We start from the raw sequence: 23,248 nt of genomic DNA on the forward strand, positions 1-23,248 counted from the left end.
CGAACACGAGGGAAATGCGATGATGGCCGACTTGCGCGAGAGGATCAATTCAGGAATGTCCACTTGGGCTTATCTGGCCGTACAGCCCCTCGTTCCTCGGCTTTCCACAAAAACAGAAACGGCCGAGCGCTAAACCCGGCCGTTCGGCTGTGCGTGTGAAAATGTTACCGAGTTCCCCTATCAGGCGACCCTGGCAAGGACCTGCCGGCTTGCAGAGAAATTGAACTTGGCCATCAGGTCATCGAGCCTCTGAGCCTCGCCGGAGAGCTGGGTTGCTGCGGCACTTGATTCCTCGACCATGGCCGCATTCTGCTGGGTGGAGCGATCGATCGTGCCGAGGGCCGCGTCGATCTCAGACAGGCCGGTCGACTGTTCACGTGCGCCGGCGACGATCTTGCTGACTTCGCTGCTGATGGAATTCACCTCATCGGCAATTGTGCGAAGCGCATCGCCCGCCTGGTCAACGAGAGCAACGCCATGCTGCACCTGAGCAGCGGACGAGTTGATCAGATGCTTTATCTCTTTGGCCGCCTGCGCGGAGCGCTGGGCAAGTTCGCGCACTTCCTGGGCGACGACGGCAAATCCCTTGCCGGCCTCGCCTGCGCGGGCAGCCTCGACACCGGCATTGAGCGCCAGCAGGTTGGTCTGGAAGGCAATCTCGTCGATCACCGAAATGATCTGGTTGATCTCCTGAGACGATGCCTCGATCCGGCTCATCGCTTCGACCGCATCGGTGACAATGCCACCGGAGCGTTCTGCACCCTGGCGCGCGTGATCCACCAGCTTGCCGACCTTCTCGGCAATCGACGCCGTATCCCGGACAGTCTGCATGATGGTGGAAAGCGCGCTTGCGGTTTCCTCAACGGAAGCGGCCTGCCGCTCTGTGCGGGTGGACAGATCCTGGTTTGCAGCCGTGATCTGGGATGATCCGTTACTGACGACATGGACAGCACCGCGAACCTGGCCGAAGACACGCTCCAGATTTTCGATGGACGCATTAAACGACACGCGCAGCGCATCCATGACGCCCGGAAAGACAGCCTCAATGCGGCAGGATAGATCGCCGGCTGCAAGGCGCGAGAGGGCGGCGTCCAGCTGTTCGATCACCATCTGGCTCGCTTCGGCAGCGCGCGCTTTTTCCTCTGCACGCTTGTCCCGTTCCTGGGCCGCGGCAATATCGGCTGCGTGCACCTGCTCGGCCATGTCCCGGGTCTCACGTTCCGCGGCAACGGCCTGATTGACGGCCTGCTCTGAGGCGATGAAGGCGGTGACGACGGAATGCGCAAGCGCAATCAGCGCCGCACTTTGGAGCACCAGCACAACCGCATGAAGAACAACACGATCGAAATGCGATTCGCCCGGAAACACCGCCAGTGGCATGGCAAAGTAGAACGCAGTGTGATGGATGGCGACAAAGGCGGCATACCCCACGATCGCACGCCAGTCGATCCAGGCAGCGCAGATTGCTAGGGTTGCGAAGAAATACATATGCGCATCGATCTGAAGCGACGATCCCTCAAACGAAAACACCAGTATTGCCACCATCGCGGCCTGGGCAATCGAGGTGACGATGCGGGTTGTCGGCCCGGTCTTGTCCTTCACCCACAAGAGGGTCGCCAAACCAGCGACGAGAGCGGCGGCCAGAAGTGCGACCATATCCGCACCTTCGTCCCGCAGCCAAAGGCGCGCAGCAATCAAGACCAAGTTCACCCATAGCAGCGCCACGATACCCGTACCGGCTAGCGTGCGCAGCCTTGACAGTGCCTGCATTTTAAATCTCCTTCGCGCATCCAAACGCGAGCCTGTGATTGAAGACCAATATTGCTCCGTGAGCCCGAAGACGCTTAGGAAATGATGAATCCGGCGAATACGCTACCGACATCCAGGGAAAGCGCCCCGCCCAGACAAAGCGCCCCTCGGCCCGGCCGATGGTTTCCATGTTGAGCATGGCCCCGCCCCCCGGCTGCGTGACAACCAAGACGAAAGCACCGCTCGGGCGCGCGTAAACCGCAGCAACCAAGCCGAAGAATAGGAGCAAGAAGCCGAGGATGAGACGCAGGTCCACCTGGGACTGCTCCATTTCACCACTCGCCATGCCGTCGCGCTCCTCGTGTCTTCCAACGCGACTTTAAGTTACCTTCTCCTAATTTATGATTAAGTTGTCGGATCCGCAGGCCGGCCCTGGCTTGCTACACTTCCATTAACCCTGGTTGATGATTTCGGCCTGCCAGGCCCCAGTCTTAACCATCGAAAAATCAAAATATCCCATGCTCGCCAGTATATTAGCAAAGGGATATTCCAAAATGGCGCAGGACGCTGCCTCATCTCCGGTCTCCGGGTCCCGATCGGGTGCAACCGACAAACTCCATCGCGTTGCAGGCTTCATGGCCAAACACCAGATCGAGGGACTGCCTCGCAATTTCGAACTGATCTATGAAGCACTTTACGGTCGCAATCCGCCGCTGGCGCGTGAACTGGCGGCGCTGGGCGGCAATCTTACCCAGGTGGCCCTCGATCAGATCGGCTTGAAACACCATCTCGTCAGCCATTGCGGGCTGGCCGAGAAGAAACTGCATTCGCAGGCGATTGCCACGCTCCGCCGGATCGAGGAAAAGGTTTCGCTGGGCATCATGCAGAAGATGGCCTACTCCCGCGGCCTGGAAACGATCCAGCAATCCGTCCGGGATGACAGCGCCCGCGGCGTGACCGAACTGATGGACGAACTGGAATTCCTGGAAGTCGCCACACGCGATCTGCTGACGACGGAAACCGAAATCGAGCAGGTTCTGCGCAGCGCCATCGAAGAGCTGAACACCAACAACCGCACGGTGGAAGCCGCGCGCAGCATGACCATGCGCGACCGGCTGACCGGCCTTCCGAACCGTCTGTCGCTGGTCAACCGGCTGGAGCAACTGTTCGACTCCGGCGTCGCCGGCGTTTCGACCGCGCTGGTCCTGGTCGACATCAACGATTTCCGCCAGATCAACCAGCAATATGGCGAGGATGCGGGGAACCGCATTCTGAAGCGGCTCGCAGCGATCTTCCGCAAGACGATCAAGAAACACGATTTCGTCGCGCGCTCCGGCGGTGACGAGTTCGCCTTCCTGTTCAGCGACGTGACGGCCAAGGACACCTATGCCATCGCGGAACGCCTGCACGCAGCCGTCGAGGACAACCTCGTCTTCGCCGCGGAACACAAGGGCATTCAGGGATCGCTTGAACTTTCAATCGGTTTTGCGATGAGCGACGATGCCGACTACGCCATGCAGATGATCGCCTGCGCGGAGGCAGCCCTTGCAGTTGCGCATGGCAACAGCCGCCAGCCGATTGCCGGCTACAAGGCCGAGCAGCAGGACAAGGCGCAGGCCGCGGCCCGCCCCGCCGCGTGATCGTCAAACACGGCCTGGCATGAGAGGACCGCGAGCGCCTCTTGAAAGGGGCGCAGCTTTCGGCCAAAAGCCAGAGCATGATTACGATCACCGACATCTCCGCCCGCATTGCCGGGCGCCTGCTCATCGACCACGCCAGCGTTTCGCTGCCATCGGGGACCAAAGCCGGTCTCGTCGGCAAGAACGGTGCCGGCAAGTCGACCCTGTTTCGCATCATCACCGGTGATCTCGCATCCGAGAGCGGCAGCGTGTCGATCCCGCGCAATGCCCGCATCGGCCAGGTCGCGCAGGAAGCGCCCGGCACCGAGGAGAGCCTGATCTCGATCGTGCTAGCCGCCGACAAGGAGCGCGCCGCGCTGCTTGCCGAGGCCGAAACGGCGACGGATCCGCATCGGATCGCTGAGATCCAGACACGGCTTGCCGATATCGGCGCGCATTCGGCGGAAGCGCGCGCGGCCACCATTCTGTCCGGGCTTGGCTTCGATCACGAGGCACAGCTTCGCCCGGCCTCCTCCTTTTCCGGTGGCTGGCGCATGCGCGTGGCGCTTGCCTCCGTCCTGTTTGCCGAGCCGGACCTGCTGCTGCTCGACGAGCCGACCAACTATCTCGATCTCGAAGGCACGCTATGGCTCGAGGACTATATCCGGCGCTATCCGCACACCGTCATCATCATCAGCCACGACCGCGACCTTCTCAACACCGCGGTCAACTCGATTGTCCATCTCGACCAGAAGAAGCTTACCTTCTATCGCGGCGGCTATGACAGCTTCGAGCGGCAGAAGGCTGAAAACGACGAATTGCATATGAAGGCCAAGGCGAAGAACGACGCCGCCCGCAAGCATCTGCAGAGCTTCATCGACCGCTTCCGCGCCAAGGCAACCAAGGCCAAGCAGGCCCAGAGCCGCATCAAGGCGCTGGAGCGCATGGGCACGGTTGCCGCCGTCATCGAGGATCACGTCCATCCGATCCATTTCCCGAAACCGGAGAAACAGCCTGCCTCGCCGATCGTTGCCATTGCAGGCGGCGTCGTCGGCTACGAGCCGGGCAAGGCGATACTGAAGAACCTCAATCTGCGCATCGACAACGATGACCGCATCGCGCTTCTCGGCTCGAACGGCAACGGCAAGTCGACCTTTGCCAAGTTCATCTCCGGGCGGCTTGACCCGCAGGCGGGACAGCTGAAGACAGCACCGAGCCTGAATGTCGGCTTCTTCGCGCAGCACCAGCTCGACGACCTCATTCCAAACGAGAGCCCCGTCGACCACGTCCGCCGTCTCATGCCACAGGAGCCGGAAGCGAAAGTCCGCGCGCGGGTCGCCCAGATGGGGCTTGCAACGGAGAAGATGGACACCGCCGCCAAGGATCTTTCCGGCGGCGAGAAGGCCCGTCTGCTGATGGGGCTTGCCGCCTTCCATGCACCGAACCTTCTCATTCTCGACGAACCGACCAACCACCTCGACATCGACAGCCGCAAGGCGCTGATCGAGGCGCTGAACGATTACGAGGGCGCGGTCATCCTGATCTCGCACGATCGCCATCTGATCGAGGCGACCGTCGATCGCTTGTGGCTTGTCAACAACGGCACGGTCACCAGCTTCGACGGCGACATGGAGGAGTATCGCGCCCTGATCGTCGCTTCGGGCAAGAAGCCGGCGGAGAAGGACAAGGCAGATGGCAGCGCGGAGACGGTGAACAAGGCCGACCAGCGCAAGGCCGCTGCCGACAAGCGCGCAAGCCTCGCGCCATTGAAGAAAAAGATCAACGAAGTCGAAGCCTTGACCAAGAAACTGGAGACATTGATTCAAGGCCTCGACAAGGAGCTTGCCGATCCCGCCCTCTACGAGAAGGCACCCGCCAAGGCGGCTGAAAAGGCAAAGCAGCGCGGCGAAGCGGCAGCCAAGCTTTCAGCGGCCGAAGAGCAGTGGCTGGAACTCTCGGCCGAGTACGAAGAGGGCATGGCAGGTTAGGCGGCCGATCCTTGTTGAGCACTGGAATATGCGCTAGGTTTATGGCGTATATTCACGAGGTGAGATCATGCCGCTTTATGTGCGCGATGAACGCGTGAACCTGCTCGCCGAGAAGGCGCAGAAAGTCTTGAAGGCTCTGACCAAGACGGATGCCATCCGCCAGGCTCTTGAACGCGTGCTGAAAGAGGAAGAACAGCGCCCGCCGCTTGCCGAGCGGTTGGAGGCGTTGCGTGCGCGTTACGCTATGCCTGCCTATGAGGCGCTCGACCCGTTCGATCAGAAGGCTTTCCTTGATGAAATGTGGGGCGACGACGGTGTTCATCGATAGTTCGGCGCTGGTGGAAATTCTGACAGATGCGCCGTTGCGGCAAGAGCTTCTCGACCGGATAGCCGTTTCGCCCACTCCGTTTTCAACGTCGCCGACAGTGATCTATGAAACGACGGTTGTCATCTTTTCCAGAACGAACAAGACGGTCGAGGCCACATTCGATTTCGTCGAGGAGTTCCTTGCCGAATTGAACGCCGAAATCCTGCCTGCGACGCGCGAGACGGCGCTTGCTGCGCTCGATGCCTTTTCGCGCTATGGCAAGGGCAGACATCCGGCCCGGCTCAATTTCGGCGACTGCTTCTCCTATGCGGGTGCCAAGGCATCCGGAGCAGATCTGCTCTATGTCGGCGAGGATTTTCGGCAAACGGATCTCGCCTGACGACAGGACCGGAGCCCCCGCCCTGCCCGGTCAGGCCTTCTTTTCCCAGCGGCCTTCCGGCGTTTGCTGCCAATAGGTCAGCGTGTGGCCTTCGCCCTTCAGCTTCTTCCACTGGCTTCGCGCGCCTTCGAGCTGCTCGGTGTCGTAGCCATCGAACACAAAGACGATTCGATCGTAGGTGAGATCTGCCGGCGGCTCGGCGCCATCGACAAGGAAGCGTACGGTCGCGTCGTTGATATTGTCCTGGCCTGTCGTCAGCAACACAGGCTGGCGTTCCGGCGCGGCGCCCTCCTCCGTGCCATGCGGCAGAAAGCTTTCATCCCGATAGGTCCAGAGATGAGCGTCGAGGGCGTCGCGTCGCTCCGGCTGGCGCGTTTGGACCGCGACGCGCCAGCCGCGCTCGACACTTTTCTCAAGCAGCGGCGGGAGCGCGTCTTCCAGCTTCGATTCCGTCAGGTGGTAGAACAGGACTTCCGCCATGCCGCTTCTCCGCCTCGATCAGGCTTCGTAATTTGCCCGAACGAACTGGTCGAGAAGGCGTACGCCGTAGCCCGACCCCCAGGACTGGTTGATCTCGTCGTTCGGCGACCCCATGGCCGTGCCGGCGACATCGAGATGCGCCCAGGGCGTATCCTTGACGAAGCGCTTGAGGAATTGCGCCGCGGTGATCGACCCCGCGTGGCGTCCACCGGTGTTCTTCATATCGGCGAACTTGCTGTCGATCATCTTGTCGTAATCCTTGCCGAGCGGCATGCGCCACAGGCGCTCGTTCGTGGCAAGGCCGGCGGCCAGCAGCTGGTCAGCCAGCGTGTCGTCATTCGAGAAGAGACCGGCATGCAGATTGCCGAGCGCGACGAGGATTGCGCCAGTCAGCGTTGCAAGGTCGATCATCAGCGCCGGCTGGAAGCGCTCGTTGCAGTACCAGAGGGCATCGCAGAGCACGAGGCGGCCTTCCGCATCGGTGTTGATGACCTCGATGGTCTGCCCCGACATCGAGGTCACGATATCGCCCGGACGCTGGGCATTGCCATCGGGCATGTTCTCAACGAGGCCGATGATGCCGATGGCGTTCACTTTGGCCTTGCGCGCCGCCAAAGTGTGCATGAGGCCGGTCACGGCAGCCGCGCCACCCATATCACCCTTCATCTCTTCCATGCCGCCAGCCGGCTTGATCGAAATGCCGCCAGTGTCGAAGACAACGCCCTTGCCGATAAAGGCCACCGGCTTGTCCTTCTGTTTGCCGCCCTTCCAGCTCATGATAACCAGTCTGGGGGGACGCACCGAACCCTGCGACACGCCGAGCAAGGCACGCATGCCCAGTTTTGCCATTTCCTTTTCGCCGAGGATCTCGATATCGACGCCGAGCTTTTCCAGCTCTGCGGCCTTTTCGGCAAATTCTAAGGGCCCCAGAACATTGGCCGGCTCGTTGACGAGGTCGCGCGCCAAAATGACGCCTTCGGCAACGGCCTGGGCATCGGCAAAGGCCTTCTTGGCGGCTGACGCATCAGCAGTCACAATCGTCACCTTGATCGATTTTGCTTCTTTCGCATCGTCCTCATCGGGCTTCTTGTCGGTCTTGTAACGGTCGAACTTGTAGGACCGAAGCTGCATGCCAAGGGCAAAGTCTGCGACCGCGTTCGGTGTGATCTCAACACCCGGCGCATCCATGAACACCGTGACAGTCTCGGCCCTCTTCAGCTGACCGGCTGCCACACCACCGGCTTTCAGCCAGTCGTGACCGGACATGTCCTCTGCCTTGCCGAGACCGATAACCAGCAACCTGTCAGCCTGCGAGCCGTGCGGTGCAAGAATATCGAGTGTCGCAAGGGATTTGCCCTTGAACTTGCCGATCTCCGCCGCCCGCGGATAAATCCCTGCTGGATCCGCCTCGGCAAGGCCCGCCGGCTGATGATTGCCTGATGCCTTGAGCAGGATCGCGAAACCGCCGGTCACAGTGTGGGATTTGGCGAAGGTCAGGGCAAGCTTGGCGGACATGAAATCTCCAGTTCTGAATGGGACGGGCGCGTCGATGTCGCGCGATCATCGGCGTTTCGACTGCGATAGCAAGTTGGCGCGTGCTTTTCCACCGAAGGTTTGGCCACCTGTCGGCACAGGGCACGCAAAGTTGACACTTTCACGACATCGAATAAGGGCGTGTCCGATTTACCGCGCACGACGAAAAACTTAAGGCTGCCGATAGGGTAAATTTCGTCTCCTTGGTCGCCAAATCGCCGCAACCATCGTAGAGAAGGACCGACCTCGCGACCTGTCGATTTGCGGCGGGCCACCCGGGAAACTTTATGAAGATACTCGAAAAATACATCGTGAAGCGTGTCCTCTTGATGTTCCTCACCGCGCTTCTGCCGGTGCTGGCCATCATCTGGACGACGCAGGTTCTGCAGAGGATCAACCTCGTCACGGATAGCGGCCAGTCAGCTGGCTCGTTCATGCTGTTGGCGACGATGATTCTGCCGACCCTTGTGTCAACGGTGTTGCCGTTCGCGCTGGTTATCGGCGTGACGCAGACACTGACCACGATGAACAATGATTCCGAGCTTGCGGTCATCGATGCGTCGGGCGCGCCGCGCAGCATCGTCAACAAGCCGCTGCTCTCGCTGGGAGTCGGCCTGAGCATCTTTACCTTCGTCATGGTTGGCTTCGTGGAGCCCTCGATGCGGGTCAATGTTCGCCAGATGATTGCAACGGCCTATGCAGACCTTCTGTCGTCGGTGATTGAGGAAAGGACCTTCCGCCAGATCGAGCCCGGCCTCTACGTGCAGATTACGGAGCGTCAAGCCAGCCGTGGATTGAAAGGACTCCTGATCGCCGATTCCCGCGATCCCCAGACCGAACTCATCTATTACGCGCGCGAAGGTGCGGTGGAGGAAGACGGCAAGGCGCTTGTGATGCAGGACGGCGAAGTGCAGCGCAAGGCGCCGGACGGCGAGGTCACCGTAATCCGTTTCGATTCCTACGCTTTCGATCTGTCGGAGCTTTCGGAAGAGCGCGGCCAGGCGCGTTTCCGCGCCAAGGATCGCGACCTCTTCTTCTTGCTCGACCCCGACCCGCTGGATGAGGAATATCGGAAAAAACCGGGCGACTATCACGCCGAGTTGCATCGGCGCTTCTCCGTCAGCCTCTTTCCTCTTGTTTTTGTCGCCGTGTCTTTGATGATCTGCGGCGATGCGCGCTCGCATCGCGAAGCACGGCTGCATCCAATGGCCTCTGCCCTTGTGCTGTCGCTGACGATCTTCTGGCTGACCAATTATGCGACGTCGATGGCGGAAGATAACGGCGCGCTGATCCCGCTGCTTTATGCGATACCGCTCTTAGCAGGCATGATGGCACTCGTCTCCCTGAAGCTCAACAAGCGACCGCAGCTGCCGCGCTTCGTCCGGGATGGACTGGATCGCCTTTCAGTCACCGTACGACGCCTCCTGTCGCGCTTCGCGGGGAGACCGGCATGATCCGCACACTTGGGCTCTACTTTTTCCGCCGCTACATGCTGACCATGGCTTGGTTCTTTATTGGCGTGGTGAGCATTGTCTACCTGATCGACTTTACCGAAACCTCGTCCCGCTATGCTGAGCTTCCCGGCTATTCGATTGGCGCCGTCCTGTTTCTGACGGGGCTGAGGCTTCCGATGATCTTGCAGCAAACAGTGCCGTTCATCGGCCTTTTCGTCGGCATGGCCACGCTGATCAGCTTCAATCGGAAGTCGGAGCTGGTTGTCGCGCGCGCGGCAGGGATTTCCGTCTGGCAGTTCATGGCGCCCTTCCTGATTGGCGCGGCCCTGATTGGCATCGCCACGACACTGATCGTCAATCCGCTCGCGGCCTGGGGCGAGAGAGTTGGCAGCGAAATCGAAGCCGAATGGCGCGGCACATCCCCAACAGCGGGCCAGCCCTCGACGCCTTGGCTTCGCCAGACCAGCCAGGGCACCGATCTTGCCATGGGTGCGCGGACCGTGCTTGGCGGCGGCACCGAGCTTATCGATGTGGTCCTTCTGCACTTTGACGGGGACGGACGCATTGCTCTCAGGCAGGACGCGCGCTCGGCGAAATTGGAAGATGGTTACTGGAACCTTACCGGCGTCCTGGAGACAAGGCCCGGCGAAATCCAGCAGCGGCACGCCGCTGTGAGGGTCCCGACCAATCTCAATGCGGAATATGTCCAGCAAAGGCTCGTTAAAGCCGAAAGCGTTGCTTTTTATGATCTTTTTAACAAGATCGAAGTCGCGCAGTCTTATGGCGTGGCAACTCACGCGCTGGAGACCCAGTTCCACTCGCTTCTGTCACTGCCATTTCTCATGGTGGCAATGACGCTTATCGCTGCAACCGTCTCACTGAAATTCAGCCGGATCAACCAATCCCGGTCGGTGATTCTCGGTGGAATCTTGTCAGGCTTCGTGCTTTATGTGGTCACGGTGCTGGTCAGGGCATTCGGAAGCAGCGGTATCATGCCACCCTCTATTGCAGCATGGGTACCGGTTGTCGTAGCCATGGCATTGGGGGCAACGATTCTGCTTCACAAGGAGGACGGTTAGTGGCGGTAAGTGACCGCGGAAATATCAGGCGGCTCTCGGTAGTCCTGCTGACCAGCGTTGCGGTGTGCGCCTTGTCGCCATCGGCTCCGGCTGCGTTTGCCCAGAGCGCGCAACAGTCCCCTGTAAGTGCTGATGTATCCGAAGATGCAAAGCTGCTTCTGGCAGCGAACGAACTCGTCTACGACCGCGATGCTGAGCGCGTGGTCGCCAATGGCGCCGTTCAGATCAATTATGGCGGCTACCAGATGGTGGCGCGCCAGGTGGTTTATGATCAGAAAACCGGCAGGGTTACCGCTGCCGGCAATATCGAGTTGGTCGAGCCGACGGGCAACCGCGTCTATGCGGATTCGCTCGATGTAACGGACAACTTCTCGGACGGTTTCCTGCGCGCACTGCGCGTCGAAACCACCGACAATACGCGGCTTGTCGCAGAGAGCGCCGAGCGCGTTGGTGGCACCCAGATGATCCTGCACAAGGGCGTCTACACGGCCTGCCTACCCTGCGCGGAAAATCCGTCTCGCCCGCCGATCTGGCAGGTCAAGGCAGAGCGCGTCGTTCAGGACGGCAAGAAGAAGACCGTGCGACTGGAAAAGGCGCGATTCGAGCTGTTCGGGCATTCGATTGCGACGCTTCCGTTCATCGAGGTTCCGGACAACACGGTAAAGCGCAAATCCGGCTTCCTGTTCCCGGAATTTCGAACGGCTGAAAAGCTCGGCTTCGGCATTGCCGTTCCCTACTACATTGCCATTGCGCCTGATCGCGACGCGACGATCACGACCACCGGTTATACAAGCCAGGGCGCGCTGATCGAAGGTGAGTACCGCCAACGCTTCGAAAAGGGCAACGCCACATTGCGGGTTGCCGCCATCAATCAGATGGATACGGAAGGGTTTGATGCGGGCACCAGCGATGCGCGCCGCGATTTTCGCGGGATGGTCGCGACGAAGGGTGACTTCAAGATCAATTCACGCTGGGCGTTTGGCTGGGATGCGATGTTCCAGTCGGACAACAACTTCGCCCGCACCTACGGCATTGACGGGTACAACAATTCGACCAACACGAACGTTGCGTACCTGACCGGTTTGGGCGACCGCAATTTCTTCGACATGCGCGGCTATTATTTCGATGTCCAGGACGCCGATCTCGATAGCACCGCGGAGAAGAAGCAGGCTACCGTCCTGCCTGTGATTGACTATAGCTACTACGCACCGGAGCTTGTGGCCGGTGGGCAGTTGTCCGGCACGATGAACTTCACCTCCCTGTCGCGCTTCTCCTCGGATGGCTTGACGGGCCTGAAGGGCAACATGAACCGCCTGACAGGTGAGTTGGAATGGCAGCGGACCTATGATGCGCCGGGCGGCCTGCAGATCACGCCAATCCTCGCTGCTCGCGGAGACGCCTATGGCCTCGCCATGGACGATCCGGGTGCAGCCTATGGCGGTGACTTCACCTCCAGCGATGCGCCGACCCGGCACATGCTGACGGCGGGCATCGAAGCACGCTATCCCTGGCTGATCACAACCGGCAACAGCTCGCATATCATCGAGCCGATTGCGCAGATCTACGCTCGCAATGACGAAAGTTTTGCCGGCGGACTGCCAAACGAAGATGCGCAGAGCCTGGTGTTTGACGCGACGAACCTGTTCGACCGCGACAAGTTCTCCGGTTTTGACCGCGTCGAGGGTGGTACGCGCGCCAATGTCGGCGTACGCTATACCGGTACGTTCGATAACGGCATTGGCCTGCGTGGCCTCTTCGGTCAGTCCTACCACCTGGCCGGGCTCAACTCCTATGCCAGTGAAGATCTCGTTTCGGTCGGAGCCTATTCGGGACTTGAGACCGACGTCTCGGACTTCGTCGCGATGGCCGGCATCGATCTGCCCATCGGCATATCGGCTAATGCCAGCGTTCGTCTGGACGAGAAGACACTTGAAGTTCAGCGCACCGATCTCGGCGCGTCCTATTCGCGCGATCGCTTCACCACAAGCGTGACTTTCACGCAGGTGGCGGCACGTCCGGAATACGGCTTTGATGAGGACAATCAGACGATCAGCAGCAGCTCGACGGTCAAGCTGAACGAATCCTGGTCTGTTTTCGGCTCGGTGAACTACGACATCGATGCGAACAGCTTCAATCGTCGCAGCGTCGGCATTTCCTACGGGGATGAGTGCACCACCTTCTCGCTTGCCTATTCCGACAAGTACGACCCCAACTCCGAAACGGCAAATGACTGGACGATTGGCGGAAAGCTGGTCTTCCGGACGCTGGGAGAAATCAACCTGAGCGATACTACGTTCTGAGAACGCTGGATCGCCAGGACGGGCCATTGTTTTGCCGCACGGATTGTGCAATCCGTGCGGCAGTTTTAATATGTCCACACGAAGACATTCACCGGCTCAGCCGGATGAAGAAAGGATGACACATGGTGGCGGCATCGAAAGGCACACGTTCGGCACTGGCCGGAATGGTCGCACTGGCAATGCTTTCCACGCCGGTCGCACTGCCGGCTCCCGCAATCGCTGCAACCTCCGTGGTCGCTGTGGTGAACAAGGCAGCCATCACCACCGGTGACGTGTCGCGCCGCGTTGCATTCCTCAAACTGCAGCGCCGTCAGGGCAACCTGCAGAAGCTCGCCAAGGAGCAACTTGTCGAGGAAGCGCTGAAGCGCGAGGAAATCGCGCGCATCGGCATGTCGGTATCGACCGCCGAGGTCGATCAGGCCTTTGAGCGGTTTGCACAATCCAACAAGCTGTCTGCCAAGCAACTGAATGGCGTCCTGGATCAGGCGGGCGTTGGCGCTGCGCATTTCAAGGCGTATATCGCCATTTCAATGAGCTGGCCACGACTCGTGAATGCACGGTATGGCGCGGGGTCGCGGGGTCGCCTGTCGAACCAGGATCTCGTCACTCGCCTTCTGGAAAACAAGGAAAAGCCCGTCACCACCGAGTATTTCCTCAAACAGGTGGTGTTCGTCGTTCCCGCCTCCAAGAAGGGAATTACAGCCAAGCGCAAGGCCGAGGCTGAAAAGTCGCGTGCATCCTTCCCCGGATGCGACCAGGCGATGGAATTCGCCAAGAACTACCGCGACGTTTCCATTCGCAATCTCGGCCGTGTCATGGCGCCCGAACTGCCACCGGATTGGAAGCCGTTGATCGAAAAGGCCAAGGGCGGCACAACAGGAACGCGCGTCACCGACCGTGGCGTGGAGTATCTGGCGATCTGCAACTCTCGTCAGGTGTCTGACGACGTCGCTGCTGAGATCGTCTTCCGGGCTGAAGATCTCGACAAGGCGGACCAGGGCGAAAACCCCAATGCGGCCAAGTATCTTGAGGAACTGCGCTCGAAAGCCCAGATCGTCATGCAGTGAGCCGGATGTGACGTCCGGATGGATCTGATCGCTCCGCTCGCCCTCACCCAAGGCGACCCTGCCGGCATTGGTCCGGACATCACCCTGCGCGCATGGCAGCGTCGTCATGACCTGGCATTGTCGCCCTTTGTCGTCATGGGCGATCCTGAAGTCTATCGTGTGCGTGCCCGCATGCTGGATCTGGTGGTGCCGGTCAAGGAAGCCACGCTGGACACGGCAGCAGACATCTTTGCGCATGCCCTGCCCGTGGTTCCGATTGCAACCGGCGTGACCGTTCTCGCCGGCAAGCCGCATATTGCCTATGCGCGCTCAACGATTTCGGCGATCGAGTCAGCAGTGGCGGCCTGTTTCGTCGGCTCGGTTCGGGCAGTCGTCACCAATCCGATAGCCAAATCCGTTCTCTACGAGGCAGGGTTCGGCTTTCCCGGGCATACCGAGTTTCTGGCAGATCTCGCAGCACGGCGCACGGGCGAAATCGTGCGGCCGGTAATGATGCTGGCAGGCCCCAAGCTGAAGGCTGTGCCAGTGACCATTCACATACCGATCAGCGAGGTGCCAAGGGCACTGACCACCGATCTCATTGTGGATACCTGCCGCATTGTGGCGCGTGACTTGGAAACGCGCTATGGCCTGCAGAATGCGCGGCTCGCCGTTGCCGGCCTCAATCCGCATGCCGGCGAAGGCGGTGCGATTGGGCGTGAGGATGATGCAATCATCCACCCGGCCGTGCGCAGACTGCGCGAGGAAGGCATCGATGCATTCGGTCCCCTGCCTGCCGATACGATGTTTCACGACGAGGCGCGCAGCCGCTACGACGTTGCGATCTGCATGTATCACGATCAGGCGCTCATTCCGGCCAAGGCGCTCGGGTTCGACGACAGCGTCAACGTAACACTTGGCCTGCCCTTCGTGCGCACCTCGCCGGATCATGGCACCGCCTTTGGCATTGCCGGATCAGGGCTCGCCAAGGAGGACAGCCTAGTGGCGGCGCTGCGTATGGCCGATGAAATGACACGGAGGCACGACAGCTGATGGCAGCACTTGATGGCTTGCCGCCGCTTCGCGATGTCATCGCGCGGCATGGCCTGGATGCAAAAAAGTCGCTCGGACAGAACTTTCTGCTCGACCTCAACCTGACCCAGAAGGTGGCGCGGACAGCGGGTCCGCTGGATGGATGCACGGTGTTCGAGGTTGGGCCCGGACCTGGCGGTCTGACGCGTGCAATTCTGGCGCTTGGTGCCGAAAAGGTAATCGCGGTTGAACGTGATCCGCGCTGTCTGCCGGCACTGGCTGAGATCGGAGCCCACTACCCCGGCCGGCTCGAGGTCATCGAGGGCGACGCGCTAAAGACCGATTTCGAGGCGATGGCGAACGGCCGCCCGGTGAAGATCATCGCCAATCTGCCCTACAATGTCGGCACGCAATTGCTGGTCAACTGGTTGACGCCCCGCCAATGGCCTCCCTTCTGGCAATCGCTTACACTGATGTTCCAGAAAGAGGTGGGCCAGCGCATTGTCGCCGAAGCGGATGACAATCACTACGGACGCCTGGGGGTTCTTTGCGGTTGGCGGACTACCGCGCATATGGCCTTTGATATTCCGCCACAGGCTTTCACGCCGCCGCCGAAGGTCACCTCGACCGTGGTGCATCTCGAACCACGCCCGGCGCCGCTTGATTGCGATATCCAGAAACTCGAGCGCGTGACGCATGCTGCCTTCGGCCAGCGTCGCAAGATGCTGCGCCAGAGCCTGAAGCCGCTTGGCGGTGAAGCCTTGCTCGAAAGGGCAGGAATCGATCCTCAGCGCCGTGCCGAGACGCTCGAAGTCGAAGAGTTCGTACGCCTAGCCAACCTGCTGTAGGCTCTGCTGCCTCTCCTCAACCAGCGCGGTCCTTCACCTGGCTTTCCAGCCATGATGCAAGATGAAGCGCAGGTTCGCTCTTATGCCCTGTGACAAGCCAGTAGCCTCGGTCGGCGATCTCCACTTCGGGGCCAGCCGCAGTCAGAAGCCCCGCATCCAGGAGCTGGTCGACTATTCCGCGCCACCCAAGCGCCAGGCCTGCGCCGCCCAGTGCAGCCTGAATGACCATGGAATAGGTGTTGAAACGCAGATCGCCGGGACCATGCTCATTGGGCAGCGTTACGCCGCATTCCCGAAGATAAGACTGCCAGTCGAGCCAGGGAGAGGTTGCCTCGGCATCGAGGTGGATGCGGGTGGCAAGGCCCGACAATGCGCTTTCTCGGGTCCCCAGCCGTTCGGCGAAGGCGGGCGAGCAGACAGGAACGACCCGTTCCGACATCAACAGAATGGCATCGCCGTCAAAATCGGGTCGTGCGCCAAAGGCAACCGCGACATCCGCTGAGTCGCGCCAGTGCGGACCCAGCCTCTGCGACGCGACGATCTGGAGATCGAGGGTCGGATTATCGGCCCTGAACGCCTGCATTCGCGGAAGAAGCCACAAACCCGAGAAGGCATAGTCCGTGGTCAGGCGGACCGTCGGCCGCCGCCGCGCAGCCGCTAGGCTGCGCTCGAGCGCATCGATATCCTCGACAGCGCGGATCGCGATCTGCAGAAGGCGTCGGCCTTCCTCGGTAAACCGTACCCCACGGTGCAGACGCTGCAAGAGTGCCACGCCGAAACGCTGCTCGAGATTGCGGACCTGATAGCTGACGGCGGGTTGGCTGAGCCGAAGCGCTATCGCGGCCGCAGACAGCGAGCCGCGGCGCTCGATTTCCACGAGAAGTCGCATCCAACCGAGATCCTGCATTGGATCAGACATAAAACTGCCTTATGTCAAACATCAAAACTCTCCTGCTTCACAGCAGAGACTTGCCGATTTTCAATAACGATAACCAATAGCAGCAAAGAGGGAAACAGCATGAGCACTCTTAAGAAGGCATCCGCATCCTGGCTCGCCGGCATTGCGACGATCACACTCATGGCGTTCAGCGGCACCGCGATGGCGCAGGACGGCGATAGCTGCAAGACGATCCGGCTGTCTGACCCCGGCTGGACCGACATCACCGCAACCAATGCCGTGGCATCTGTCGTGCTTGATGCCTTGGGTTACGAAGCAGACGTGAAGACCCTCTCGGTTCCGATCGGCTATCAGTCGATGAAGAATGGCGAGATTGATGTGTTCCTCGGCAATTGGATGCCGGCACAGCAGGCATTCATCGATGATCTGAATGCGGCCAAGGCCATCGAGGTCGTCAACAAGAACCTTGTCGGCGCAAAATTCACGCTCGCGGTTCCGACCGCAACCGCCGAGAAGGGCATCAAGGATTTTGCCGATCTCGGCAAGCATGCAGACGAATTCGAGAGTAAGATCTACGGCATCGAACCCGGCGCACCGGCCAATGCGAATATCCAGAAAATGATCGACGCGGGCGAATTCGGTCTCAAGGGCTGGGAACTGGTCGAATCCGGCGAGCAGGCGATGCTGGCGCAGGTCGAGCGCGCCACGAAGGACGGCAAGGGCGTTGTCTTCCTGGCATGGGCGCCCCACCCGATGAACGAGCGCTTCGACCTCACCTATCTCTCTGGCGGTGACGCCTATTTCGGTGCCAATTATGGCGGGGCTGAAGTCTATACCCTGGCCCGCACTGGCTGGACCGCCGACTGCCCGAACGCGGCCAAGCTCTTCAAGCAACTGACGTTCGATGTCAGCATGGAGAACGTGCTGATGGGCGAGATCCTTGGCGGCACCGACAGCAAGGACGCGGCCAAGGCTTGGCTGAAGACCAACCCTCAGGTGCTGGACGCCTGGCTCGCCGGTGTTCAGACGATGAGTGGCGAACCGGGTGATGCTGCCGTCAAGTCTTCGCTCGGCCTGTGAGACAGAGCGTATGACGAAACGTCCGAATATCCTGATCCTGATGGTGGATCAGTTCAATGGTACCTTCTTTCCGGACGGTCCTGCAGACTTCCTGCATGCGCCACACCTGAAGGCCCTGGCAAAGCGCTCCGCGCGCTTTGCCAATACCTATACTGCAAGCCCGCTCTGTGCACCGGCGCGCGCCTCCTTCATGTCCGGCCAGTTGCCGAGCCGGACGCGCGTCTATGACAACGCCGCGGAGTTTGCCTCCGACATTCCAACCTTTGCCCATCATCTGCGAGCAGCAGGCTACCAGACCAGCCTTTCCGGCAAGATGCACTTCGTCGGCCCCGACCAGTTGCACGGCTTCGAGGAGCGGCTGACGACCGACATCTACCCGGCCGACTTTGGCTGGACACCGGATTATCGCAAGCCCGGCGAGCGGATTGACTGGTGGTATCACAATCTCGGCTCGGTCACCGGCGCCGGCATTGCCGAAATCACCAACCAGATGGAGTATGACGACGAAGTCGCCTACAATGCCACAAGGCGGCTCTACGACTTGTCACGAGGCCATGACGACCGCCCCTGGTTGATGACGGTGAGTTTCACCCACCCGCATGATCCCTATGTCGCAAGGCGGAAATACTGGGACCTCTATGAGGATTGCCCCGCACTCGACCCGGCTGTGCCGGCCGTGGCCTATGAAGCCCAGGATCCGCATTCGCAGCGTCTAATGGACGCCTGCGATCATCGGGCCTTCGATGTAACGGATGAGAACATCCGTCGGGCGCGGCAGGGATATTTTGCCAATATCTCCTATGTCGACGACAAGATCGGCGAGATCCTTGACGTGCTCAAGCGCACGCGGATGGACGACAACACCGTCATCCTCTTCGTCTCAGACCATGGCGATATGCTCGGCGAGCGTGGCCTGTGGTTCAAGATGAACTTCTTTGAGGGGTCGGCCCGCGTGCCGCTGACGATTGCCGTGCCGGGTGTGGACGGCCAGTTGATCACGACGCCGGTCTCGACGCTCGACGTGACGCCCACAATCGCTGGACTGGCCGGCATCGACATGACCACGCTTGCCCCTTGGACGGACGGCGAAGATTTGATGCCGCTTGTGAAAGGCACGGGAAAACGCGGCATCGTGCCGATGGAATATGCCGCCGAAGGCACTGTTAGCCCGATGGTCGGCCTCAGGGATCCGCGTTACAAGCTGACGCTCTGCAAGGCCGACCCGCCAATGCTTGTCGATCTTGAGGCAGACCCTTACGAGCTCGACAATCTCGCGGATGACCCCGAGCATGCCGGGGTTTTTGCACGACTGACAGCTCTGGCTGAAGAGCGCTGGGATCTGGCGCAGTTCGACGCTGCTGTGCGTGAAAGCCAGGCGCGCCGGCATGTGGTCTATGCCGCCCTGCGAAACGGCGCCTATTTCCCCTGGGATTATCAGCCGCTGCAAAGAGCATCCGAGCGCTATATGCGCAACCACATGGATCTCAACGTCCTTGAGGAAAATCAGCGGTTCCCCCGCGGGGAGTAAATCGCTTCTCCAAACGCATCGCCCGCGGGCTGGCACCCGCGGGCGACTTCGTTTCGCAAAGAGGCCCCGGCTATGCAGCCCGACGCTGGCTCGATGTCGAGCTCCTGAACATGTCAACCTGGCTGTTCAAGCGACCTACTTCGACACTGAGCGAATGGGTTGCGGCGTTTGCTTCCTCGACCATGGCGGCATTCTGCTGCGTCATCTGATCCATCTGATTGATGGCCGAGTTGATTTCACCGATCGAGATGGACTGCTCGCGAGATGAAAGGACAATCGCGCCGACCTGCTGCTTGATCGCTTCGACATTCGCGCCGATCGACTGAATAACCTTTCCCGTCTCGCCAACGAGACCGACGCCCACGCGAACCTCCCGCGCAGACCGTTCGATCAGCGCCTTGATCTCGCGTGCGGCCGTGGCAGAGCGCTGTGCGAGTTCGCGCACTTCCTGAGCAACCACGGCAAAGCCCTTGCCCGCCTCGCCCGCACGGGCCGCTTCAACCCCGGCATTGAGCGCGAGCAGATTGGTCTGGAAGGCAATATCGTCGATCACGCCGATGATCTGTCCGACCTGATCAGAGGATTGCTCAATCTGCGTGATGGCCGCAACCGTATCCGTAACAACGACTTCGGAGCGCTTGGCATCCGACATCGCGGTGTCCACCAGACCGTTGACATTCTCCGCGCGTCGCACGGCATCCGACAGCGTATCGGCGACACCGCTCAATGCGGCCGAGGCCTGTTCCAATGCAGCTGCCTGCCGCTCCGTGCGCTGGGCAAGTTCGTCCGTCGCATGCGCAAGCTCCGATGAGCCGCCATTGATCGCCTCCGAACTTGTGCTGATCGTCAGCATGACCTGATGCAGCTTCGTCATGGACTCGTTGAAATCGATGCGCAGCCTGTCCAGGTCACCCGCAAACGCAGCGGTAATCCGGTAATTTGTGTCGCCGTGCGAGAGGGCCGACAGCCCTTCTCCCAACGCCTGCACGGCCACTGCAATCTCTTGGGCCCGCGCTTGCCGATTGCGTTCCGTGTCCTCTTCCAGCGCGCGGAGCTCGGCCTGCTTCTTCAGCTCCTGCTGGCGTTCCAGTTCGGCCTGCTCCTTGATATTGACGATGCAGGTGTGGATGGCACGTCCCATCCGCCCAATTTCGTCCTTGCCGCCCTTCTGATCCAGCTGCACGGTCATATCCCTGGCAGCCAGTCTCTCCACAAGCCCGGTCAAGCGACCGAGAGGAACTGCGATCGTGACCGACATCGAGATCGCAATCAACGCGACCGCTAGCAGTACCGTCGCGATCGCGGCCGATACGTAGAACAACTCTTGCTTTGACTGATCCGCAGAGACGGTGGCTGCGTCGACAAGCGCGGCAAGCAGCCAGTCTTCAACACCCTTCAAGGCATCAATCCGTTTGGTGGTCGCTGCAAACCACTCAGGCGCCTTCATGTCGGTCAGGTCTGCACCTGCGCCCGCAGAGATCAATCGACCGCGCTGAGCATCGACGATTGCCTGCTCGTCGATCGTCAGCTTGGCCTGCATTTCGGACTGACGATCCGGCGGCAGCAGCTTTAACGTCTGGGTGATCAACGCGGCCTGCGCGCCGTGCATCCCGGAAAATGCAAGGAAGCGTTTGGGATCGCTGACCCCGGCGCTGATAAAGCCGTTGCCCGTGCCGCGCTCCTGGCCAGCCAATTCCTTGGCGTTGAGGACAAGATTGTAGGCGACCAGATTGCCGGCATTGTCGGAGGTGGCGCTGGCCAGAGACCGCTGGCGGGAGAGATCAATCAGATCTGCAATCAGGGCTGTGAAGTAACCGAAGGATTCCGCTGGCTGCACTTGCAACGCGTCAATGCCACCGCGCAAAGCCTGCTGCTTGCCCAGCGTCTCCTCGATCTTCTGTGACAATGTGCCATCGAGGCTATTGCCTTCGCCACGGACGACTGAGAGCACCGTGGCCAGTTGCGAGACGGCCTCATCGGCCTTGCCTCGCGCTGCCTTCAGCGCATCCCCACCTGTTGACCCCTTGGCCCCCAGGAAACCGGCTGTCAGACCGCGCTCAACTTGCAGGGTGTGAATTGCCGCACCGATTATGGTCATTTCCTCGGACACGGACACGAGCCGAGTGGACACCTCGTAGCGCTCCCAGACAGCCTGCATCTGCATCGTGGCGAACACTGAAACGGCGATCAGCGGGGCGAGCAGAGCCCCGATAAGACGCCATTTCACGGAAATGTCGGTAAAGCGCATGGTAAGCCCCGCAATCGCAATCTGTGATTTTACGAAGGCGAGGCTACAAGCGATCTTTTAATTTTAGCTAAACCTAAGTCAGCCTCAGGCTGCGGCAGATGCGCGCAACAACTTTGTTTATTTGACAAGCTCGCCGACGAAATCAAAGAGCCCGTGACGCCGATCCCGACGCAGACGTTCCGCCTTGACGATCGACTGTACCGCATCGAAGGCGGAGTTCAGATCGTCATTCACGATAACATAGTCGTATTCGCGCCAATGCTCGATCTCGGCACGGGAATTGTTGAGGCGTGTCTGGATGACCTCTTCGGTATCTTCCGCACGGCGATGCAGCCGCGATTGGAGCTCTGCCATGGTCGGCGGCAGGATGAAGATCGACACCACATCGGCGGCCATCTTCTCTTGCAGCTGCTGGGCGCCCTGCCAGTCGATGTCGAACAGCATGTCGCGCCCCTCGCCCATCGCTGTTTCAACGGCTTCGCGCGGCGTGCCGTAAAAATTGCCGTGCACCTCAGCCCATTCCAGCAGGCTGTCGCTGTCACGCAGGCGCTCGAACTCACGCTGCGAGACGAAGTGGTAGTGCACGCCCTCGATCTCGCTCTGGCGACGCTGACGCGTGGTCACGCTCACCGACAGGCTGATCTGGGGATCGCGGTCCATCAGGGTGCGCGCGATGGTCGATTTCCCGGCGCCGGATGGAGAGGAAATGACGAGCATCAGGCCGCGCCTGGCGATGGAGACTGAGGGGGGCGTCGAAGAGACCATGATTACTCCAAATTCTGAACCTGTTCGCGGAACTGGTCTATGACGACCTTCAGCTCGATGCCGGCGGCAGTTACCGCGACGGAGCTGGATTTGGAACAGATGGTATTTGCTTCGCGGTTAAATTCCTGTGCCAAGAAATCAAGCTTGCGCCCGATAGGCCCACCGCTGGAAAGTAGGTCGCGGGCGGCAACCACATGGGCGTTCAGCCGGTCAATTTCCTCGCGCAGATCCGCCTTGGTGGCGAGAAGCGCCATTTCCTGATGCAGCCGGTCGCGGTCGAGGCTCGAGGCGCCGTCCATCAGGGCCGCCAGCTGACCTTCTAGGCGCTTTCCGATTTCCTCGGGCTGCCGGGCGGGATCGGCTTCGATCTGCCGCGCCAAATGTTCGATACGATTGATATGATCTGAAAGGATACGGCCAAGCGCATCGCCTTCGCTGCCGCGCATGACGACCATGGCCTTCACTGCTTTGCCAAGCCCATCAAGAATATTGCTGTCGCGGGCTGCAATCGCTTCTGCGTCGTCGGCGGCTTCCCTGAAATCGACAAGGCCACGAATGGAAAGAAGAGCATCAAGGCGCATCGGCGCTGGATCAACCAGCGTGGGGCCAAGGGTGTCGCGCAGTGCCAGCACGGCATCGAGCGCCTCTCGGTTCAACACTGCCTCGACCTTGTTCTCGGCAACCATGACGTTGAGCGCGACCTGGAGATTGCCCCTGGCCACAGAAGTTCCAACCAGACGGCGGACATCGGCCTCCATGGCCTCATAGCCTTGCGGCAGGCGGGATCGGATATCCAACCCCTTGCCATTGACCGAGCGAAGCTCCCAGGCCCAACGGTAACGACCGCACGTGCCTTCGACACGGGCAAAGCCCGTCATGGATTGCAGTGTCATC

20 protein-coding genes are annotated in these 23,248 nt (G+C 60.4%); 12 read left to right on the forward strand and 8 right to left on the reverse strand.

Annotated elements, in window-relative coordinates; all coding sequences use genetic code 11:
* Positions 1 to 180: 180 nt before the first annotated feature.
* Positions 181 to 1,770 (reverse strand): methyl-accepting chemotaxis protein, encoded by a 1,590-nt coding sequence (locus FAA97_RS05630; protein ID WP_136597501.1) that lies wholly within the window; start codon positions 1,768 to 1,770, stop codon positions 181 to 183.
* A gap of 1 nt (position 1,771) precedes the next feature.
* Positions 1,772 to 2,095 (reverse strand): hypothetical protein, encoded by a 324-nt coding sequence (locus FAA97_RS05635; protein WP_136597502.1) that lies wholly within the window; start codon positions 2,093 to 2,095, stop codon positions 1,772 to 1,774.
* Between the two features lie 208 nt (positions 2,096 to 2,303).
* Between FAA97_RS05635 and FAA97_RS05640 the strand changes: the two genes are divergently transcribed.
* The 4 genes from FAA97_RS05640 (at position 2,304) to FAA97_RS05655 (ending at position 6,063) form a co-directional block, all read left to right on the forward strand.
* The gene (locus tag FAA97_RS05640) at positions 2,304 to 3,389 is read left to right on the forward strand and encodes a diguanylate cyclase domain-containing protein (RefSeq protein ID WP_168800922.1); all 1,086 of its coding nucleotides are present in this window, start codon (positions 2,304 to 2,306) and stop codon (positions 3,387 to 3,389) included.
* 77 nt (positions 3,390 to 3,466) lie between these two features.
* The gene (gene abc-f, locus FAA97_RS05645) at positions 3,467 to 5,356 is read left to right on the forward strand and encodes a ribosomal protection-like ABC-F family protein (protein ID WP_136597504.1); all 1,890 of its coding nucleotides are present in this window, start codon (positions 3,467 to 3,469) and stop codon (positions 5,354 to 5,356) included.
* Between the two features lie 67 nt (positions 5,357 to 5,423).
* Positions 5,424 to 5,684, forward strand: a complete 261-nt coding sequence (locus FAA97_RS05650) for a type II toxin-antitoxin system VapB family antitoxin (protein ID WP_136597505.1) — start codon at positions 5,424 to 5,426, stop codon at positions 5,682 to 5,684.
* Complete coding sequence (locus FAA97_RS05655) at positions 5,671 to 6,063, forward strand: type II toxin-antitoxin system VapC family toxin (RefSeq protein ID WP_246041342.1); 393 nt, start codon at positions 5,671 to 5,673, stop codon at positions 6,061 to 6,063. The genes FAA97_RS05650 and FAA97_RS05655 overlap by 14 nt, the downstream gene beginning before the upstream one ends.
* A 30-nt stretch (positions 6,064 to 6,093) precedes the next feature.
* Here FAA97_RS05655 and FAA97_RS05660 read toward each other — a convergent pair whose 3' ends face one another.
* A complete protein-coding gene (locus tag FAA97_RS05660) occupies positions 6,094 to 6,543 on the reverse strand; it encodes a DNA polymerase III subunit chi (RefSeq protein WP_136597507.1) in 450 nt (149 codons plus the stop codon).
* 18 nt (positions 6,544 to 6,561) lie between these two features.
* Positions 6,562 to 8,058 (reverse strand): leucyl aminopeptidase, encoded by a 1,497-nt coding sequence (locus tag FAA97_RS05665; RefSeq protein WP_136597508.1) that lies wholly within the window; start codon positions 8,056 to 8,058, stop codon positions 6,562 to 6,564.
* 305 nt (positions 8,059 to 8,363) lie between these two features.
* Between FAA97_RS05665 and FAA97_RS05670 the strand changes: the two genes are divergently transcribed.
* The 6 genes from FAA97_RS05670 to rsmA all read left to right on the forward strand — a co-directional run bounded on the left by FAA97_RS05670 (position 8,364) and on the right by rsmA (position 15,835).
* Positions 8,364 to 9,530, forward strand: a complete 1,167-nt coding sequence (locus FAA97_RS05670; RefSeq protein WP_136597509.1) for an LptF/LptG family permease — start codon at positions 8,364 to 8,366, stop codon at positions 9,528 to 9,530.
* Positions 9,527 to 10,609, forward strand: a complete 1,083-nt coding sequence (gene lptG, locus FAA97_RS05675) for an LPS export ABC transporter permease LptG (RefSeq protein WP_136597510.1) — start codon at positions 9,527 to 9,529, stop codon at positions 10,607 to 10,609. The genes FAA97_RS05670 and lptG overlap by 4 nt, the downstream gene beginning before the upstream one ends.
* Complete coding sequence (locus FAA97_RS05680) at positions 10,609 to 12,909, forward strand: LPS-assembly protein LptD (RefSeq protein WP_246041343.1); 2,301 nt, start codon at positions 10,609 to 10,611, stop codon at positions 12,907 to 12,909. The genes lptG and FAA97_RS05680 overlap by 1 nt, the downstream gene beginning before the upstream one ends.
* Before the next feature lie 122 nt (positions 12,910 to 13,031).
* Positions 13,032 to 13,976 carry a SurA N-terminal domain-containing protein gene (locus tag FAA97_RS05685; protein ID WP_136597512.1) on the forward strand — a complete coding sequence of 315 codons (945 nt, stop codon included), beginning with the start codon at positions 13,032 to 13,034 and terminating at the stop codon, positions 13,974 to 13,976.
* Positions 13,977 to 13,994: 18 nt separating this feature from the next.
* Positions 13,995 to 15,008 carry a 4-hydroxythreonine-4-phosphate dehydrogenase PdxA gene (gene pdxA, locus FAA97_RS05690; protein ID WP_136597513.1) on the forward strand — a complete coding sequence of 338 codons (1,014 nt, stop codon included), beginning with the start codon at positions 13,995 to 13,997 and terminating at the stop codon, positions 15,006 to 15,008.
* Complete coding sequence (gene rsmA, locus FAA97_RS05695; RefSeq protein WP_136597514.1) at positions 15,008 to 15,835, forward strand: 16S rRNA (adenine(1518)-N(6)/adenine(1519)-N(6))-dimethyltransferase RsmA; 828 nt, start codon at positions 15,008 to 15,010, stop codon at positions 15,833 to 15,835. Before pdxA ends, rsmA begins: the two co-directional genes overlap by 1 nt.
* A 16-nt stretch (positions 15,836 to 15,851) precedes the next feature.
* Here the strand turns inward: rsmA and FAA97_RS05700 are convergent, their stop codons facing one another.
* Positions 15,852 to 16,754 carry a LysR substrate-binding domain-containing protein gene (locus tag FAA97_RS05700; protein ID WP_136597515.1) on the reverse strand — a complete coding sequence of 301 codons (903 nt, stop codon included), beginning with the start codon at positions 16,752 to 16,754 and terminating at the stop codon, positions 15,852 to 15,854.
* A gap of 159 nt (positions 16,755 to 16,913) precedes the next feature.
* On the opposite strand from FAA97_RS05700, the gene choX reads away from it, so the two are divergent.
* Entirely contained in the window at positions 16,914 to 17,813 is a 900-nt protein-coding gene (choX, locus tag FAA97_RS05705; protein ID WP_136597723.1) for a choline ABC transporter substrate-binding protein, read from the forward strand.
* 10 nt (positions 17,814 to 17,823) lie between these two features.
* Positions 17,824 to 19,341 (forward strand): choline-sulfatase, encoded by a 1,518-nt coding sequence (betC, locus tag FAA97_RS05710; protein ID WP_136597516.1) that lies wholly within the window; start codon positions 17,824 to 17,826, stop codon positions 19,339 to 19,341.
* A 70-nt stretch (positions 19,342 to 19,411) separates the two neighbouring features.
* On the opposite strand, the gene FAA97_RS05715 is transcribed toward betC, so the two are convergent.
* The 3 genes from FAA97_RS05715 to FAA97_RS05725 all read right to left on the reverse strand — a co-directional run bounded on the left by FAA97_RS05715 (position 19,412) and on the right by FAA97_RS05725 (position 23,247).
* A complete protein-coding gene (locus FAA97_RS05715; protein ID WP_136597517.1) occupies positions 19,412 to 21,589 on the reverse strand; it encodes a methyl-accepting chemotaxis protein in 2,178 nt (725 codons plus the stop codon).
* A gap of 117 nt (positions 21,590 to 21,706) precedes the next feature.
* Positions 21,707 to 22,354 carry a guanylate kinase gene (gmk, locus tag FAA97_RS05720; RefSeq protein WP_136597518.1) on the reverse strand — a complete coding sequence of 216 codons (648 nt, stop codon included), beginning with the start codon at positions 22,352 to 22,354 and terminating at the stop codon, positions 21,707 to 21,709.
* Positions 22,355 to 22,356: 2 nt separating this feature from the next.
* Positions 22,357 to 23,247, reverse strand: a complete 891-nt coding sequence (locus tag FAA97_RS05725; RefSeq protein WP_136597519.1) for a YicC/YloC family endoribonuclease — start codon at positions 23,245 to 23,247, stop codon at positions 22,357 to 22,359.
* Between the last annotated feature and the right edge of the window lies 1 nt (position 23,248).

This window comes from Peteryoungia ipomoeae, from assembly GCF_004912165.1.
Lineage (GTDB): Bacteria > Pseudomonadota > Alphaproteobacteria > Rhizobiales > Rhizobiaceae > Allorhizobium > Allorhizobium ipomoeae.

Excerpts from the sequence above, each read along its gene's own strand:
- FAA97_RS05715 (WP_136597517.1), bottom strand. The coding sequence starts at position 21,589 with ATGCGCTTTACCGACATTTCCGTGAAATGGCGTCTTATCGGGGCTCTG.
- abc-f (WP_136597504.1), top strand. The coding sequence starts at position 3,467 with ATGATTACGATCACCGACATCTCCGCCCGCATTGCCGGGCGCCTGCTC.
- lptG (WP_136597510.1), top strand. The coding sequence starts at position 9,527 with ATGATCCGCACACTTGGGCTCTACTTTTTCCGCCGCTACATGCTGACC.
- betC (WP_136597516.1), top strand. The coding sequence starts at position 17,824 with ATGACGAAACGTCCGAATATCCTGATCCTGATGGTGGATCAGTTCAAT.
- FAA97_RS05630 (WP_136597501.1), bottom strand. The coding sequence starts at position 1,770 with ATGCAGGCACTGTCAAGGCTGCGCACGCTAGCCGGTACGGGTATCGTG.
- rsmA (WP_136597514.1), top strand. The coding sequence starts at position 15,008 with ATGGCAGCACTTGATGGCTTGCCGCCGCTTCGCGATGTCATCGCGCGG.
- FAA97_RS05640 (WP_168800922.1), top strand. The coding sequence starts at position 2,304 with ATGGCGCAGGACGCTGCCTCATCTCCGGTCTCCGGGTCCCGATCGGGT.
- FAA97_RS05650 (WP_136597505.1), top strand. The coding sequence starts at position 5,424 with ATGCCGCTTTATGTGCGCGATGAACGCGTGAACCTGCTCGCCGAGAAG.
- gmk (WP_136597518.1), bottom strand. The coding sequence starts at position 22,354 with ATGGTCTCTTCGACGCCCCCCTCAGTCTCCATCGCCAGGCGCGGCCTG.
- pdxA (WP_136597513.1), top strand. The coding sequence starts at position 13,995 with ATGGATCTGATCGCTCCGCTCGCCCTCACCCAAGGCGACCCTGCCGGC.
- FAA97_RS05665 (WP_136597508.1), bottom strand. The coding sequence starts at position 8,058 with ATGTCCGCCAAGCTTGCCCTGACCTTCGCCAAATCCCACACTGTGACC.
- FAA97_RS05660 (WP_136597507.1), bottom strand. The coding sequence starts at position 6,543 with ATGGCGGAAGTCCTGTTCTACCACCTGACGGAATCGAAGCTGGAAGAC.
- FAA97_RS05670 (WP_136597509.1), top strand. The coding sequence starts at position 8,364 with ATGAAGATACTCGAAAAATACATCGTGAAGCGTGTCCTCTTGATGTTC.
- FAA97_RS05700 (WP_136597515.1), bottom strand. The coding sequence starts at position 16,754 with ATGTCTGATCCAATGCAGGATCTCGGTTGGATGCGACTTCTCGTGGAA.
- FAA97_RS05635 (WP_136597502.1), bottom strand. The coding sequence starts at position 2,095 with ATGGCGAGTGGTGAAATGGAGCAGTCCCAGGTGGACCTGCGTCTCATC.
- choX (WP_136597723.1), top strand. The coding sequence starts at position 16,914 with ATGGCGTTCAGCGGCACCGCGATGGCGCAGGACGGCGATAGCTGCAAG.
- FAA97_RS05725 (WP_136597519.1), bottom strand. The coding sequence starts at position 23,247 with ATGACACTGCAATCCATGACGGGCTTTGCCCGTGTCGAAGGCACGTGC.
- FAA97_RS05685 (WP_136597512.1), top strand. The coding sequence starts at position 13,032 with ATGGTGGCGGCATCGAAAGGCACACGTTCGGCACTGGCCGGAATGGTC.